At 70.9% G+C, this 14822-nt stretch carries 16 protein-coding genes and 1 rRNA gene; 9 read left to right on the plus strand and 8 right to left on the minus strand.

The annotated features are described in order from the left end of the window. Positions 1-144: 144 nt before the first annotated feature. Positions 145-261, plus strand: a 5S ribosomal RNA gene (gene rrf, locus ABT324_RS00005). A gap of 167 nt (positions 262-428) precedes the next feature. Here the strand turns inward: rrf and ABT324_RS00010 are convergent. Beyond that, on the minus strand, positions 429-1190 hold the full coding sequence (locus tag ABT324_RS00010) for a TrmH family RNA methyltransferase (protein ID WP_351168947.1): 762 nt from the start codon (positions 1188-1190) through the stop codon (positions 429-431). Between the two features lie 83 nt (positions 1191-1273). Here ABT324_RS00010 and ABT324_RS00015 point away from each other — a divergent pair, with 83 nt between their 5' ends. Continuing rightward, positions 1274-2710 carry a WS/DGAT/MGAT family O-acyltransferase gene (locus tag ABT324_RS00015; protein WP_351168950.1) on the plus strand — a complete coding sequence of 479 codons (1437 nt, stop codon included), beginning with the start codon at positions 1274-1276 and terminating at the stop codon, positions 2708-2710. Between the two features lie 92 nt (positions 2711-2802). Then, complete coding sequence (locus ABT324_RS00020; RefSeq protein WP_351168953.1) at positions 2803-3300, plus strand: DUF6912 family protein; 498 nt, start codon at positions 2803-2805, stop codon at positions 3298-3300. A gap of 61 nt (positions 3301-3361) precedes the next feature. Here ABT324_RS00020 and ABT324_RS00025 read toward each other — a convergent pair whose 3' ends face one another. From ABT324_RS00025 to aroA, 4 genes are all read right to left on the minus strand, one after another. Beyond that, positions 3362-4177 carry an SCO4651 family lipoprotein gene (locus ABT324_RS00025; protein WP_351168955.1) on the minus strand — a complete coding sequence of 272 codons (816 nt, stop codon included), beginning with the start codon at positions 4175-4177 and terminating at the stop codon, positions 3362-3364. Positions 4178-4275: 98 nt separating this feature from the next. Next, positions 4276-5136: an SCO4651 family lipoprotein gene (locus ABT324_RS00030; protein ID WP_351168958.1), complete on the minus strand. Its 861-nt coding sequence runs from the start codon at positions 5134-5136 to the stop codon at positions 4276-4278. A gap of 194 nt (positions 5137-5330) precedes the next feature. Next, a complete protein-coding gene (gene rsgA, locus ABT324_RS00035; RefSeq protein ID WP_351168961.1) occupies positions 5331-6335 on the minus strand; it encodes a ribosome small subunit-dependent GTPase A in 1005 nt (334 codons plus the stop codon). A 16-nt stretch (positions 6336-6351) separates the two neighbouring features. After that, on the minus strand, positions 6352-7620 hold the full coding sequence (gene aroA / locus ABT324_RS00040) for a 3-phosphoshikimate 1-carboxyvinyltransferase (protein WP_351168964.1): 1269 nt from the start codon (positions 7618-7620) through the stop codon (positions 6352-6354). Positions 7621-7994: 374 nt separating this feature from the next. Here aroA and ABT324_RS00045 point away from each other — a divergent pair, with 374 nt between their 5' ends. From ABT324_RS00045 to ABT324_RS00055, 3 genes are read left to right on the plus strand one after another with little or no spacing between them, the layout of a single operon-like run. Further along, a complete protein-coding gene (locus tag ABT324_RS00045; protein ID WP_351170013.1) occupies positions 7995-8759 on the plus strand; it encodes an SOS response-associated peptidase in 765 nt (254 codons plus the stop codon). Between the two features lie 37 nt (positions 8760-8796). Further along, complete coding sequence (locus ABT324_RS00050) at positions 8797-9513, plus strand: SOS response-associated peptidase (protein WP_351168967.1); 717 nt, start codon at positions 8797-8799, stop codon at positions 9511-9513. Then, complete coding sequence (locus ABT324_RS00055) at positions 9510-10121, plus strand: alpha/beta hydrolase family protein (RefSeq protein ID WP_351168970.1); 612 nt, start codon at positions 9510-9512, stop codon at positions 10119-10121. The genes ABT324_RS00050 and ABT324_RS00055 overlap by 4 nt, the downstream gene beginning before the upstream one ends. Positions 10122-10605: 484 nt before the next feature. Here ABT324_RS00055 and ybaK read toward each other — a convergent pair whose 3' ends face one another. After that, the gene (gene ybaK / locus ABT324_RS00060) at positions 10606-11082 is read right to left on the minus strand and encodes a Cys-tRNA(Pro) deacylase (protein ID WP_351168973.1); all 477 of its coding nucleotides are present in this window, start codon (positions 11080-11082) and stop codon (positions 10606-10608) included. Between the two features lie 227 nt (positions 11083-11309). Here ybaK and ABT324_RS00065 point away from each other — a divergent pair, with 227 nt between their 5' ends. Together ABT324_RS00065 and rsrA are read left to right on the plus strand one after the other, a co-directional pair. Next, a complete protein-coding gene (locus ABT324_RS00065) occupies positions 11310-11963 on the plus strand; it encodes a sigma-70 family RNA polymerase sigma factor (RefSeq protein WP_351168976.1) in 654 nt (217 codons plus the stop codon). After that, positions 11960-12286, plus strand: a complete 327-nt coding sequence (gene rsrA / locus ABT324_RS00070) for a mycothiol system anti-sigma-R factor (RefSeq protein ID WP_351168979.1) — start codon at positions 11960-11962, stop codon at positions 12284-12286. The genes ABT324_RS00065 and rsrA overlap by 4 nt, the downstream gene beginning before the upstream one ends. Positions 12287-12362: 76 nt before the next feature. Here rsrA and ABT324_RS33395 read toward each other — a convergent pair whose 3' ends face one another. After that, a complete protein-coding gene (locus ABT324_RS33395; RefSeq protein ID WP_103908190.1) occupies positions 12363-12437 on the minus strand; it encodes a 50S ribosomal protein bL37 in 75 nt (24 codons plus the stop codon). A 211-nt stretch (positions 12438-12648) separates the two neighbouring features. Between ABT324_RS33395 and ABT324_RS00080 the strand changes: the two genes are divergently transcribed. Further along, positions 12649-14142: a histidine kinase N-terminal domain-containing protein gene (locus tag ABT324_RS00080; RefSeq protein ID WP_351168985.1), complete on the plus strand. Its 1494-nt coding sequence runs from the start codon at positions 12649-12651 to the stop codon at positions 14140-14142. 287 nt (positions 14143-14429) lie between these two features. On the opposite strand, the gene ABT324_RS00085 is transcribed toward ABT324_RS00080, so the two are convergent. Beyond that, positions 14430-14684 carry a WhiB family transcriptional regulator gene (locus ABT324_RS00085; RefSeq protein ID WP_093157940.1) on the minus strand — a complete coding sequence of 85 codons (255 nt, stop codon included), beginning with the start codon at positions 14682-14684 and terminating at the stop codon, positions 14430-14432. Positions 14685-14822 lie beyond the last annotated feature (138 nt).

Here is a 14822-nt window from a genome sequence, read left to right on the forward strand (position 1 = left end):
CACGAAGGTGTTACGCACCCACTATATGGTGTCTGAGACAACAACCAGGCCTGGTTGGTTGTTCGGGCTGTTGTTAATTGGATATGTGTGTCATCTCTGTGATGACCCGAGAGGTTTCCCGCCATTGTGGTGGGGTTGAGGGTTGTCGGTGGCGATGGCGGGGAGGGTCCGCCCGGTCCCATTCCGAACCCGGTAGCTAAGCTCCCCAGCGCTGATGGTACTGCACTCGACAGGGTGTGGGAGAGTAAGACACCGCCGACACACTACATGGGAGAAGGCCTTCTCTCTTCTGGTTCCGACCGGGAGGGAGAAGGCCTTCTTCTTTTCGCACACCCGAATTCTGAAGACCACGCTCGACCGTGCTTGCCGCGCAGCTGCGGGGAACCCGGGGATCGGATTCCCCACAGCTCAGCGCGGTGATGCTGGGGTCAGGACAGTTTCCGGCGGAGGAGCTCGAAGCAGAGCACCGCGGCGGCGCTGGCGACGTTGAGCGATTCCACCCCGCCAGCCATCGGGATGGCGAGCGGTTGGGCGATCCGGGACTGCACCTCTTCGGACAGGCCAGCGGTTTCGCTGCCCAGCACGAACACCGCGCGGGAACCGAAGTCGGTGCTGTAGATGCTGTCGGGGGCGTCCGCCTCCAGCGCGTACAGCGGGTACCCGGCATCGCTGAGCAGCTCAGCGGCCTCACCCGCGGTGCGGGTGCGCAGGACCGGGGCGTGGAAGGCGACCCCGGCGGAGGCCTTGATGACCAGCGGGTCGAGGCTGGCGACGCCGCGGTGCGGCACCACGATCCCGTCGACCCCGGCTGCCGTGGCGGTGCGCAGGATCATGCCGACGTTGGCCGGTGTGGTCAGGCCGTCGAGCAGCAGCACCGTGCCCGGGGCCTTCGCCGGGTCTTCGAGCGCATCGGCGAGCGGGCGCATCTTGCGGGCCACCACGTCGGCCAGCACGCCCTGGTCGTGCCGACCGTTGCCCGCCAGCACCTTGACCCGGTGCGCGCTGGCCCGCTGGACCCGGACCGCGCGGTCGGCGGCGGCTTCCTTGATCTCCTCGATGATCGCTCCCCGCAGCCCCTCGGCCAGCACCACCTTGTCGACCCGGAGATCGCGGTCGGACAGGGCTTCCAGCACCGGCTTGCGTCCGTAGACGGTGAGGAATCGGTCTTTCGGGGAAACTTCGCTGGTCACCGACCCAGTGTCACATGCGGTGCGGGGCGGCGGTCGAGCAGGAACCCCTCCGGCACGGCGGGGTTCTGTGCCAGGATCGCGGCATGTCCGATCGTCTTTCCGCCACCGACGCGTCCTTCCTCTACCTGGAGGACCACACCACGCCGATGCACGTCGGCGGGGTAGCGGTGTTCCGGCGCCCGCGCAGCGGGTTCGACTACGACCGGGTGCTGTCGCTGATCGACCGCCGACTGGGCCTGGTGCCCCGCTACCGGCAGCGGGTCATGCAGGTGCCGGGCAGGCTGGCGCGGCCGGTGTGGGTGGACGACCAGGACTTCGACCTGACCTACCACGTCCGGCGCTCGGCGCTGCCGAAGCCCGGCAGCGACGACCAGCTGCACGACCTGGCCGCCCGCCTGATGTCGCGCAAGCTGGACCACACCCGCCCGCTGTGGGAGGTGTACCTGGTGGAGGGGCTGTCGAAGAACCGGGTCGCGGTGATCACCAAGACCCACCAGGCGATGGTGGACGGGATCGGAGCGATCGACATCGGCCAGGTGATCTTCGATGTCGAGCGGAACAGGGAGATCCCGGACGTCGATGAGCTGTGGATGCCGCGCCCGGAACCGGGGTTGGCCGAGCTGGTGGTGGAGGCGATGACCGATGCCGTGCAGCGACCGGGCGAGGTGGTCGAGAACGTCCGTGCGGCGGTGGTGGACGTCTCCGCCACGGTGCAGAAGTTCTCCCGCGCGCTCGGCGGGGTCGCCTCGGCGTTGCGGACCGCCGTCGTCCCAGCTCCCAGTGGGCCGTTGAACGCGCCGACCTCGGCGCAACGCCGGTTCGCCGTCGCGCGGGCGAAGCTGGACGACCTCCGCGCGGTCCGCCACGCGCACGGCAGCACGGTCAATGACGTGGTGCTGGCGGTCGTCACCGGCGCGCTGCGGAACTGGCTGCTCTCCCGCGGCGAGGTGGTCTCGCCGTCGACGACGATCCGCGCAATGGTCCCGGTGTCGGTGCGCTCCGACGACGCCGAGGCGCGAGCGGCCTACCCGGAGACGAGCAGCCTGCCGGTCGGTTCGGTGGGCAACAAGGTCTCGGCCTACCTGGTCGACCTGCCGGTCGGCGAGGGCAACCCGACGGTCCGGTTGCACCAGGTCAGCCATGCCATGCGGGCGCACGCGGAGTCCGGACAGCAGGTGGCGGCCGGGGCGCTGGTCAAGGTGTCCGGGTTCGCCCCGCCGACGTTGCACGCCCTCGGGGCGCGCGTGGCCAACCAGTTTTCGGACCGGCTGTTCAACGTCCTGGTGACGAACGTCCCCGGACCGCAGGTGCCGCTGTACGCCGCGGGGGCGAGGATGATGGAGATGTTCCCGGTGGTGCCGCTGGCCAAGAACCAGTCGTTGTCGGTGGGGGTGACCTCCTACGACGGCGGCGTCTACTTCGGGCTGAACGCCGATCGGGACGCGATGCCCGACGTGGACGTGCTGGCGGCGATGATCGGAGAAGCGGTGGACGAGATGATCGGCACGGTTGAGGCATGAATGCCTCCTCCCTGCCGCTGCCGGCCACCCGCTGGACGTGCAGACCCCGCTGGAGCTGATGCAGTGGAGGACATGATGAGGATGGTCGAGGCATGAGGGTTTACCTGCCCGCCACGCTGCCGATGCTTCGGCAACTGGTGGAAGACAAGCAGCTGCAGCCGCTGGGCGGGACGGGGTTCGCGCTGACACCGGCGCTGCGCGAGTCCTACGCCAGCGGCGACACCGAGGAGCTTGAGTACGCCGCGATGCGGGAGGCCTCGCGGGCGTCGCTGCGGCTGATCGCTGGCGATCCGGGGGAGAAGCCGGAGCTGCGCCGGGTGGTGATCTCGGCCGACGTCGACGAGGTGACGCTGCGCCCGGACCTCGACCACGCGGTGGTGAAGGTGTCCGGGCCGGTCCGGTGGAAGCAGATCGCCGCGGTGCACGTGGACGCGGCGGAGGCGGAGGACGCGGTGCGCGCGGCGGCAGAAGTGATCGACGCCGCAGACCTGGGCGACCCGGATGCGGAGTTCGCGCTCGGCGACGCCGAGGACCACGAGCTGGCCTGGTACGCGCCGCAGGAAGTGCCGTTCCTGCTGGAGCTCATGTAGTTGGGTCTGCACGGTGCGTCCGCCGGGCGGTGCTGGACCGCCCGGCGGACGTCGGCGGGTGTCAGCCCGGCATGCCCGGCATGCTCGGCATCTCCTGCACCTGGTCGGCGGGCGGCGCGGTGATCGTCACCGGCTTGCCCCAGTCCGAGTAGTGCACGGTCAGCGTGGTCTCCGGGATCTGCTGGCCCTGGATGTTCATCGCCGGGGTGGTCATCTTGACCTGCAGCGGCAGCTTGTCGGAGTCCACCCAGACGGTCTGCTTGATCTCGGTGACGCCCGAGTCGAGCATCAGCTTGAAGCCCTGCTTCTGGGCGTCGGTGGTGGCCGCGCTCGCCGCTTCCTGGAGGTTGGTGGTGATCTCGTAGCGGGTCGCGTCCTTGCCGTTGACCTGCTCCTCGGCGGTCGAGGTGATGGTGGACCCCGGGGGCAGCATGGCTTCGAAGTCGCTGATCTTGCCCAGTTCGCCGAACTGCTGGGCGGTCTCATCGTTCGCGGGCATCTTCAGCCACGGCTTGCTCGGGCCGCCGCCGGCCAGCTGGGCCATCTCCGGGCTCTTCATGAAGATGCCCTCTGCGGTGACCACCATCTCGGACGGTCCGCCGCTGCAGCCCATCGCCTCCGCCGCAGCGTCCACCTGGCACTTCATGCTGGTGTACAGCTGGGCGAGCGGGCCGGTGCCCTCGAAGGTCACGGTGACCGTCTTCTTCTCGTCCATGTTGGTCTTCGCGGCGTTGACCAGGGATGAGATGTCGGTGATCGACGAACCGGCGTTGTCTCCGGCGTTGTTGTCCGGACCGGCGGGCGAACCGCCCTGGCTGCAGGCCCCCAGGGTGGCCGCCAGCGCGGCGGCGGACAGGGCGGTGGCAATGCGACGCACGAATAGTCCTCTCTGCGTGGAGAAAGCAATACCCGGAACGTAGCAGTGCGTTCACCTGGTCTGGTGCTGTTTTGGGCCAAATGTGGTCTATGACGGCGTCACCGCGGTCGCGGCGCCTGCGGCGGGGGTTCCTGGAACACACCGATCTGGTCGGCGGGCGGCACCTCGACCTCGGCGGGGGCGCCCCAGTCGCGGTAGGTCGAGGTCAGCGACACCTGACCGGCCTGCGCGACCTGTCCGGAGGCCGCGAACCGCGCGGGAAGCCCGGATTCGTCCAGCCACAGCTGGTATTCGATCTCGGCCTCGCCGGAGTCCGCGGCTTTGCGGTACCGGGTCCGCTGCTGCGGGTCGGGCGCGGTGTCGGCGGCTTGCGCGGTGACGATGCGCAGCTGATAGCGGGTGGTGGGCTTGCCGTCGACCTGGTCGGCGGCGCTGCTCTGGATGCGGGTGGCCCGCTCGATGCCGCTGAAGGTGGCGCGCGGGTCGACCGCCCGGTGCACCTGGCTCAGGGCGGGGCTGAGCAGCTTGGCGCCGAAGTCGCCCGCGCCGGGGGAGATCCGTAGCCAGGGCTTGTCCGGTGCCGGGCGGGCCAGCGGGGTCCGCAGGTAGCCGACTCCGTCCACGATGGACAGAGCGATGCGCTGCGGTGGCTGGTTCCCGGTGCCGCGGGTCTGCCCGTCGAGCGCGAGGTCGGTCCGCGGTCCGCGGTAGCGCACGACGCCGTCGGCGCTGAGTTCGCCCACCACACCGAGGCTTCCGCGCACCTGGCTGTGCGTGCTGCCGCGTTCGCTGATCTTGCTGATCACCTGGGACAGCACGGCGTCGGCCACCGGGCGGGGGTCGGGGTTGGCGGCTATGGCGTTCGTCGGTGCCGGGGGATCTCCAGCGCATCCAGTGGCTGCTGCGATCAGCGTGAGACCGGCGGAGATCACCGCGGTCCTGGTGCGGGCTCGGAACATCGGGCACGCTCCTCGGGCCGTTGTCGGCTCTTGGGCTCGTGCGGCGGGAACCGCACGACGGCCTGCGTGAGCTGCGGAAACATCATCCGCCACGCCGACCTCGCGCCCCACGCTAACAACGAAGCCGTCGTGCCACAGGGGACGATCGCCTCTCGAACGGGGGAAATGCCGGGCCCGGCGTGCTCGTGGCGTTTTCAGGCGTCGTCGCGACCCGCCCGGGACCGCAGCAACCGGCGCAGCGAGGCGAGCTGATCGACCCCGCCACCGTCGGCAGCGAAGGTGTCCAGGTGGCAGTCCGGATCGTCGGAACCGCCGAGGTGACCGCAGTTCGGCGGGCACTCCTCGGCCGCCTCGGAGAACCCCTCGAAGGCCGCGATCACGTCGTCCGCGGTCACGTGCGCCAAGCCGAACGAGCGGATGCCCGGGGTGTCGACCACCCACCCCCGCTCGGGCAGCGGCAGCGCGACCGCCGAGGTCGAAGTGTGCCGCCCCTTGCCCACGCCGCTGACCTCACCGGTCGCCCGGTCGGCGGTCGGGACCAGCTGGTTGACCAGTGTGGACTTGCCGACCCCGGAGTGGCCGACCAGCGCGGACACCCGGTCGACGAGCAGCTCGCGCAGCTCCGCGGGGTCCTCGCCGAGGCGGGTGGTGGCGATCGGCATGTCCAGCGAGGAGTAGGTGCTGATCCACTCGCCCGGATCGGCCAGGTCGGCCTTGGTCAGGCACAGCACCGGCGCGAGCCCGCCCGCGTAGGCCGCGACCAGGCAGCGGTCGATGAAGCCCGGGCGCGGCGGCGGGTCGGCTAGTGCAGTGACGATGACCAGCTGCTCGGCGTTGGCGACCACCACCCGCTCGTAGGGGTCGGTGTCGTCGGCGGTGCGGCGCAGCACGCTGGCCCGCTCGGCGACGCGCACGATCCGGGCCAGCGTGTCCGGCTTCCCCGAGGTGTCGCCGACCAGACCCACCAGGTCCCCGACCACCACGGGGGTGCGCCCGAGCTCGCGGGCGCGCATCGCGGTGACCACCCGGCCAGGGTCGCCATCCAGCGCGCAGGTCCAGCGGCCGCGGTCGACGGCGACGACCATCGCCGCCTCGGCGTCGGCGTGCTTCGGGCGCTGCTTGCTGCGCGGTCGGCTGCCCCGGCCGGGGCGGACCCGCACGTCGGACTCGTCGAGGTGGCTCCAGCCTCGCTTGCGCATCAGTCCGCCTCCGGGATCACGCATCTCCTCCGAGCATCTGCGCCCACATCCCGGGGAAGTCCGGGATGGTCTTGCTGGTGGTGGCGATGTCCTCGACCAGTACCCCGGGAACCCGCAGCCCGAGGATCGCGCCGGCGGTGGCCATCCGGTGGTCTGCGTAGGAGTGCCAGTTCCCGCCGTGCAGCGGCCGGGGCTCAATGACCAGGCCGTCCTCGGTCTGCTCGACCGCGCCCCCCAGCTTGGTCAGCTCGGTCTGCAGCGCAGCGAGCCGGTCGGTCTCGTGCCCGCGCAGGTGCGCGATCCCGCGCAGCTGGGAACGGCCAGTCGCCAGCGCCGCCAGCGCGGCCACGGTCGGGGTGAGCTCGCCGACGTCGTGCAGGTCGAGGTCGACGGCGGTGAGCTCGGCGGGACCGGTGACGGTCAGGCCATCACCGGTGAGCTGCACCTGGCCGCCCATCTGGGCGAGGATGTCGCGGATCGCGTCACCGGCCTGCGTGGTCCGGGGCGGCCAGCCGGGGACGGTGACCGTCCCACCGGTGGCGGCCGCGGCGGCGAGGAACGGGGTGGCGTTGGACAGGTCGGGCTCGACGTCCAGGTCGAGCGCCCGGATCGGGCCGGGAGCCACCCGCCAGGTGTCGGGCTCCTGGTCGTCCACCTCGACCCCGGCGGCGCGCAGCATCGACACCGTCATCTCGATATGCGGCAGCGACGGCACCGGCTCCCCTGAGTGCCGGACCACGACACCCTGCTCGAACCGCGGCGCCGACAGCAGCAGCCCGGAGACGAACTGCGAGGACGCGGACGCGTCGATGGTCACCGCACCACCGGGCAGCTTCCCCGCCCCGTTGACCTGGAACGGCAGCGCGTCGCCGTCGATGTCGGCGCCGAGCGCGCGCAGCGCGCCCAGTACCGCGCCGAGCGGGCGCTTGCGGGCGTGCGGGTCACCGTCGAAGGTGATCCGCCCGGAGGCGAGCGCGGCGACCGGCGGCACGAACCGCATGACGGTGCCGGCCAGACCGCAGTCGACCTCGGCCGGTCCGCGCAGCGACTCCGGGGTGACCTGCCACGAGCCGTCCGGCCCGTCCTCGACCGCGACGCCGAGCGCGCGCAGCGCACCGGCCATCAGCTCGGTGTCCCGGCTGCGCAACGGCGCCCGCAACGACGAAGGACCGTCGGCGAGCGCGGCGAGCACGAGCGCCCGGTTGGTGATCGACTTCGAACCGGGCACCGGGACGGTCGCGCGCACCGCACCGGAGGCGACAGGAGCAGGCCAGAGCTGGGTCATGGCCCAATGATCCCCCACCTCGCCCGGGGAATTCAGCGCTGGGGGCGCGTTGACGGCGGCGTGTTGGTGGAGTGACCCGCCGTGGCGCCTGTGGCGCCGGGGCGCCGCGACAGGGTGCGGAAGGGAACCTTCCTGTCACCTGGCGGGGCCGGGGGTGCGAGGAAGGGAACCTTCCTGTCACCTCGGTGCGCCCGGCCTCACGACGAGAGCAAGGGAACCTTCCTGTCACCTGGCGGGGCTGGGCGGTGTGAGGATGGGAACCTTCCTGTCATCCCGCGCGCTCGTGGTGTGCGCACGCCGCTCGCCCAGGGCGATCCGGGCTGCCAGGATGGGGTGGACCACACCACTGCGAGGTGACGGAGGTTCGACCGGGCATGTGCGGCAGGTATGCCTCCACGAAGGATCCGGGCAAGCTCGCGGCCGAGTTCGCCGCGCTGGACAGCACCGGTGGGGCCGCTCCCGGCGCGGACTTCAACGTCGCGCCGACCAAGCGGGTGTTGACCGTGGTGCAGCGGCACCCGCAGGACGACAGCGGCGAGCGGGACCTGGCGCGGACCGAGCGCACCATCCGTGTCATGCGCTGGGGCCTGGTGCCGATGTGGGCCAAGGACAAGTCCGTCGGCAGCCGGATGATCAACGCCAAGTCCGAGACGGTGACGACCAAGCCAGCCTTCCGCACCTCGATCAAGCGCTACCGGTGCCTGCTCCCGGCCGACGGCTGGTACGAGTGGAAGCGCGACGGCACCCGCAAGCAGCCGTTCTTCATGACCTCCCCGGACGGGTCCAGCCTGGCGATGGCGGGCATCTTCGCGACCTGGCGTGATCCGCAGGTAGAGGACGCCGAACCGCTGGTGACCTGCTCGGTGCTGACCACCAGCGCGATCGGGCAGCTTTCCGAGGTGCACGACCGGATGCCGCTGCTGCTGCCGCCCACCGCGTGGGAGCACTGGCTCGACCCGGACCAGCCGGACGTCTCCGACCTGCTGGCTCCGCCGCCGGAGGACCTGGTGGCATCGCTGGAGCTGCGCCCGGTGTCCACCGCGGTCAACAACGTCCGGAACAACGGTGCCGAGCTCCTCGAACGCGTGCCGCTCGACCCGCAACCGCAGGCGGTAGGTTTGGATCCCGGGTCGAAGTGATCCGGCGCGGGTGGAGCACGACGCGGGGTGAGTTCTGATGTGTGGTCGGTACGCCGTCCAGCACGATCCGGCGGCGCTGGCCGAGGAGTTCGAGGCGGTCGACCGCACCGGCGGGGCGGTCGTCGCGGACTTCAACGTGACTCCGACCAAGACCGTGCCGATCGTCGTCCAGCGCGGTGCCGAGCGCAGCATCCGCCCAGTGCGGTGGGGGTTGGTCCCGACCTGGGCGAAGGAGATCGGCAGCGGGCCACCGATGATCAACGCCCGGGCCGAGTCGATCACCACCAAGCCCGCCTTCGCCGAGTCCGCGCGGCGGCGCCGCTGCCTGATGCCCGCGACCGGCTGGTACGAGTGGCAGCCCGGTGACCGGCGGCGCCAGCCGTTCCTGTGCCGCCGCGAGGACGGCGCGAGCCTGGCGATGGCCGCGGTGTTCTCCGCCTGGTGGGCGCCGGACTCCACCGACCGGCCGCTGGTGACCTGCGCGGTGGTCACCACCGACGCCGTCGGCGAGCTGGCCGACATCCACCACCGGATGCCGCTGGTGCTGCCGCGGGACCGCTGGTCGGACTGGCTCGACCCGCAGCGGACCGAGATCAGCGAGCTGTTGACCCCGGTGAAGGGGATGCTCGACGAGCTGGCGCTCCACCCCGTCTCCACCGAGGTGAACAGCATGCGCAACAACCACCCGGACCTGCTGCGGCAGGTCGAACCGGTGCCGGAACCGGCCGAGCAGGCAGCGCTGTTCGAATCATGACCAGGGTTGAGGTCGAGACCCCGCACGGCCCGGCCCGGGCCGAACTGCACTGCGCGGAGGAAGGGCGCGCCGCGCTGCTGCTCGGGCACGGTGCGGGTGGCGGCATCGCCGCGCCCGACCTGGTGGCGGCGACCCGCGCCGCCACGGAAGCGGGCGTGCACGTCGCGCTCGTCGAGCAGCCGTACCGGGTGGCCGGTCGACGAGCCCCGGCCCCGGCCAAGCAGCTGGATGCCGCGTGGCTCGCCGTCGCCGAGGACCTCGGCGTGCGCTGGTTCGCCGACCTCCCGCTGATCTTCGGTGGCCGGTCCTCCGGGGCGCGGGTGGCGTGCCGGACCGCGGAAGCCGGTGCGGCCTCGGCGGTGCTGTGCCTGGCGTTCCCGGTGCACCCGCCGGGCAAGCCGGAGAAGTCCCGGCTGGCGGAGCTGGACGGTGTGGAAGCACCGGTGCTGGTGGTGCAGGGCGAGCGGGACGCGTTCGGGCAACCCGAGCCGTCGCACAACCGCGAGGTGGTCCTGGTGCCCGGTGACCACTCGCTGAAGGCCGACGTCGACGCGGTCCACCGAGCCGCGCAGGAATGGCTGGTGCGGGTGCTCCGCCTGCTCGACTAGTCGAGCCGCGCGCGGCGCGGTCGAGCCCCACCACGCGTGTCCGTCGTCGTAGTTCCGGTACCCGTCCTCGCCCAAGCCCGACGAACTGCGCCAGCTGTCGGGTGCGAGCAAGGGAACCCCTCCCACTTCCATGGCCCGCTCAGTTGAGCATGGGAACCTTCCTGTCACCCCGAGCCCTGGGCGGTGGGGATGGGAACCTTCCTGTCACCTCGCGGCTGCTCGGCGGGTGGGCTGGGTTAATCACCATCTGAAAACTCCGGTGTTGCCAGATGCGCCCGCCGTCCGGACGATCAGCTGAGGGTTCGCCGTCCGCGCCCGCGAGCCGCGGGTTCGGGAGGGCCGGGCGGCCCGCTGAGCTCCCCGGACAGGACACCTCCCCCCAGCCTGTTCCGGTTCCCCGGTGCAGCTGTTTGCGTGACAGTGGCACCAGCGCGGGGGAGTGGCTCGGTCATCGTCCGGCCGGGCCGCTCCCCCTGCGCAGCGGTCACCCGGCGATGTCGGCGACCACCGCGTCGAGCAGCCGCACCAGGTCCGCGGCGGCGAGTTCGATCTCCAGGCCGCGGCGCCCCGCGCTGCAGTAGATCGTGTCGAAACCGGTGGCCGAGGAGTCGACCACGACCGGCAGCCGCTTCTTCTGGCCGAGCGGGGAGATGCCGCCGGCGACGTAGCCGGTGGCGCGCTCGGCCGCGGCGACTTCGGCCATCTTGGCCTTCTTGCCGCCGACCGCCGCCGCGAGCGCCTTGAGGTCGAGCTGCCCGGTGACCGGCACCACCCCGACCGCGAGCTTGCCGTCCACCTCGGCGACCAGCGTCTTGAAGATCCGCTCCGGGGGCTGGCCGAGCGCCTCGGCCGCCTCCAGCCCGTAGGACTCGGTGCGCGGGTCGTGGTCGTAGGCGTGCACCTGGTGCGGAACCTTGCGCTTGGTCAGCAGCGCCGTAGCGGGAGTGCCCTTACCTGCCATGCGCGTCACTCTAGAAGGCTGGAATAACAGGCCGCGGGTGCCGCGTTGGACGGGGCGTGACCATGGATTCGACGAACACCTGCGTGCTGGACCGCCCAGAGTGCGCACGGCTGTCACCGACGGGTGGTCGGAGTCGGGCGCGCGTATCCTCGAACCTGGACCATGCGAACGACCGCATGGGTTCGTCGCCTGCTGTCACCTCTTCCAGGCGGCGGGAAAGGAGCCCGGTGCCAAGCACCCCAGAGCACCCGGACGTGACCGGGCGACCGAACGACTCCGACCACGCCGAGGAAACCGAAGAGCAGCGCGCGGCGCGTTTCGAGCAGGACGCGATGCCGCTGCTGGACCAGCTCTACGGCGCGGCGCTGCGGATGACCCGCAACGCCCAGGACGCCGAGGACCTCGTGCAGGAGACCTATCTCAAGGCGTACTCCGCGTTCAAGTCGTTCACCCAGGGCACGAACCTGAAGGCCTGGCTCTACCGCATCCTCACCAACACCTACATCAACGGGTACCGCAAGCGGCAGCGCCAGCCGCAGCAGCAGCCGACTGACGAGATCGCCGACTGGCAGCTCGCGCAGGCGGAGAACCACACCTCCAGCGGGCTGCGCTCGGCGGAGGTCGAGGCACTGGACCGGTTGCCGGACACCGATGTGAAGGCCGCGCTGCAGCAGCTGGCCGAGGAGTTCCGCATGGTGGTCTACCTCGCGGACGTGGAAGGTTTCGCCTACAAGGAGATCGCCGAGATCATGGGCACTCCCATCGGCACCGTCATGTCGAGGCTGCACCGTGGTCGTCGGCAGCTGCGTGAGATGCTCACCGACGTCGCCCGTGATCGCGGCTTCTTGCGGGAGACCCAGCGGGAGGTGAGCACCTCATGAACTGCGGTGAGCCGGACGAAGCCTCCTGCGAGGACGTGCTCGCCGAGGTGTGGCTGTTCCTGGACAACGAGTGCGACCAGGCCCGCCGCGCGGCGGTTCAGCAGCACCTCGACGGGTGCGGGAGCTGCCTGGAGCACTTCGGGATCGAGGAGCACATCAAGGCCCTGCTGCACCGCAAGTGCAGTGGTGAGCACGCGCCGACCGAGTTGAAGGAACGGCTCCGGGCCTCGATCCGCGAAGCCGTCCTGCGCCAAGCCGAGGTGACTGTGGAGCGCGGTCCCGACGGCACGTCCGTGGAGGTCCGGACGCGGCGGACGGACTGACCCCAGACATCGAAATGGCCCCGGACCGATCTGGTCCGGGGCCATTCGCATGTTCGACGGCTGGTGCCGCCGGCGCTCACGAGTTGGGGCGCTTGCCGTGGTTGGCCTTGTTCTTCTTCCGGTCCTTCTTCTTGCGAGCGCGCTTGCCCATCGCCATCTCCTCAAGTTCGGCTTCCGGCCAGCCCGGTGAGCGGTCGGGCGTCGAGGCCGACCAGGTCACCGCTGGGGTTTCGAGCTCCCAGTTTGACATGCCCACCACCTGCCGCTGGCGGGTGGTTCCGCTCGTGGTTTCCTAAGCAGGGGCCCACCGGGCCGCGGTGAGGAGGAAGCGATGGCCGAGGAGACCTGCCGGGAGGCTGATCTTGTCCACGCTGAGTGACCTGCTCGCCGAGCACACCGGGCTGTCCGGCACCGCCGCCGACCACCTGCAGCTCGTGGTGGCCGAGTGGCAGCTGCTGTCCGACCTGTCCTTCGCCGACTTCCTGCTGTGGGTGCCGATCGGTCCGCAGGAGGCCCCGGACTCCCGCTTCCTGTGCGTGGCCCAGGCGCGGCCCACGACGGCCCCCACCGCCCACCCGGAGGACGTGGTGGGCTCCGAGGTCACGCAGGACGAGCACCCGCAGCTGCGGCGCGCGGCCCTGGAGGGCCGGATCTGCCGCGAGGAGGACCCGCGCTGGCACCTCGGGGTGCCGGTGCGCCGCGAGACCATCCCGGTCCGGTTGGGTGACGAGATCGTCGCGGTGCTCAGCCGGGACACCAACCTGGCGGTGCCGCGGGTGCCGAGCCCGCTGGAGATCTCCTACCTTGGCAGTGCCGCGGACCTGTGCCAGATGGTCGCTGACGGCACCTTCCCGACCCCGGAACCGGCGCCCGACGTGCACACCAGCCCGCGGGTCGGTGACGGCCTGATCCGGCTGGACAGCTCCGGCACCGTCGTGTTCGCCAGCCCGAACGCGCTGTCGGCCTACCACCGGATGGGGCACGCCGCGGACCTGGTGGGGGCGCAGCTGGCGCCGCTGACCCGGTCGCTGCTCAACGACCCGTTCGACGCCGACGAGGTGGCGCAGCGCGTGCGGCGCGCGATGGGCGGCCAGCCCAGCATGCGCATCGAGGCCGAGGCGCGCGGGGCAACGGTGCTGTTCCGGGCGCTGCCGCTGCAGCCGCGCGGGCAGCAGGCCGGTGCGCTGGTGCTGGTGCGCGACGTCACCGAGGTCAAGCGCCGGGACCGCGCGCTGATGTCCAAGGACGCGACGATCCGCGAGATCCACCACCGGGTCAAGAACAACCTGCAGACGGTGGCCGCGCTGCTTCGGCTGCAGGCGCGGCGGACCGGCAACAACGAAGCGCGCCTCGCGCTGGACGAGTCGGTCCGGCGGGTGACGTCGATCGCGCTGGTGCACGAGACGCTGTCGATGTCGGTGGACGAGCGGGTCGACCTGGACGACGTGGTGGACCGGGTGATCCCGATGATGAGCGACGTCGCCGCGGCCGAGACCGGCGTGAAGGTGCGTCGCGAAGGACGGTTCGGGGTGGTGTCCGCCGAGCTGGCGACCCCGCTGGTGATGGTGCTCACCGAGCTGGTGCAGAATGCCTTCGAGCACGCCTTCCCGGAAGGGCAGGGCGGTGAGGTCGTGGTGCAGGCGGAGCGTTCGGCGCGCTGGCTCGACGTCGTCATCTCCGATGACGGTCGCGGCCTGCCGAAGGGCTTCTCCCTCGAACGCGCCGAACGCCTCGGCCTGCAGATCGTGCGGACCCTCGTGGAATCCGAGCTCCGAGGGTCGTTGAGCTTGCGCGGTCGCGGGCGGCAGCGGGGTACCGAGGCGGTGTTGCGCGTTCCGCTGAAGTACCGGCGCTGACGTCTGCCCGGTAGGTCGGGCGCCGCGCGGTGCGTCGATGCGGGTGATGCGGCGGTCGGGTTGCCGCATCGCGGCCGACCGGGTCGGGTTCCCGGATCCGCCTGCTCGAACGAGCGGTGAGCTGGGCGGTTCGTCCGGGGCCGACATCGACGCGGATCGGCCGGTGTCTCGTCGGAGTGTGCGGGTTCTGTCGGTGCGATGGCCGTTGCTTCGCTACCGGGGCGGGGACGTGGGGGCGATCACCGGGGGTGCGACCGCCCCGCCACGTCCTCAGCGAGCTTCGCTACTCAGGCGTTGGTGCGGGCCCGGGTGCGAGCGTTGCGCCGCTTGAGGGCACGCCGCTCGTCTTCGCTCATACCGCCCCAGACGCCAGCGTCCTGCCCGCTCTCCAGTGCCCAAGCCAGGCACTCGGAGGCGACCGGACAACGGCGGCAAACGGCCTTCGCCTCGGCGATCTGCAGCACGGCAGGACCACTGTTCCCGACGGGGAAGAACAGCTCCGGGTCCTCGTCACGGCAAACCGCATCGTGGCGCCAGTCCATCGTTCCTTGCTCCTCGCTAGGCGCGCCCACGCGCGCCGCTCGTTCGTTCGGGGTGTTTGTGAATGCTTTCACGGAGTCCGTGTGCTTGTGAATGCTTTCACGAACTGCCGCGATGTCAAGAGTTCGATCTCGCGTGGT

The sequence above is a fragment of the Saccharopolyspora sp. NPDC000359 genome, from assembly GCF_040300525.1.
GTDB lineage: Bacteria > Actinomycetota > Actinomycetes > Mycobacteriales > Pseudonocardiaceae > Saccharopolyspora.

Excerpts from the sequence above, each read along its gene's own strand:
- ABT324_RS00015 (WP_351168950.1), top strand. The coding sequence starts at position 1,274 with ATGTCCGATCGTCTTTCCGCCACCGACGCGTCCTTCCTCTACCTGGAG.
- ABT324_RS00020 (WP_351168953.1), top strand. The coding sequence starts at position 2,803 with ATGAGGGTTTACCTGCCCGCCACGCTGCCGATGCTTCGGCAACTGGTG.
- ABT324_RS00030 (WP_351168958.1), bottom strand. The coding sequence starts at position 5,136 with ATGTTCCGAGCCCGCACCAGGACCGCGGTGATCTCCGCCGGTCTCACG.
- rsgA (WP_351168961.1), bottom strand. The coding sequence starts at position 6,335 with ATGCGCAAGCGAGGCTGGAGCCACCTCGACGAGTCCGACGTGCGGGTC.
- aroA (WP_351168964.1), bottom strand. The coding sequence starts at position 7,620 with ATGACCCAGCTCTGGCCTGCTCCTGTCGCCTCCGGTGCGGTGCGCGCG.
- ABT324_RS00045 (WP_351170013.1), top strand. The coding sequence starts at position 7,995 with ATGTGCGGCAGGTATGCCTCCACGAAGGATCCGGGCAAGCTCGCGGCC.
- ABT324_RS00050 (WP_351168967.1), top strand. The coding sequence starts at position 8,797 with ATGTGTGGTCGGTACGCCGTCCAGCACGATCCGGCGGCGCTGGCCGAG.
- ABT324_RS00055 (WP_351168970.1), top strand. The coding sequence starts at position 9,510 with ATGACCAGGGTTGAGGTCGAGACCCCGCACGGCCCGGCCCGGGCCGAA.
- ybaK (WP_351168973.1), bottom strand. The coding sequence starts at position 11,082 with ATGGCAGGTAAGGGCACTCCCGCTACGGCGCTGCTGACCAAGCGCAAG.
- rsrA (WP_351168979.1), top strand. The coding sequence starts at position 11,960 with ATGAACTGCGGTGAGCCGGACGAAGCCTCCTGCGAGGACGTGCTCGCC.
- ABT324_RS00085 (WP_093157940.1), bottom strand. The coding sequence starts at position 14,684 with ATGGACTGGCGCCACGATGCGGTTTGCCGTGACGAGGACCCGGAGCTG.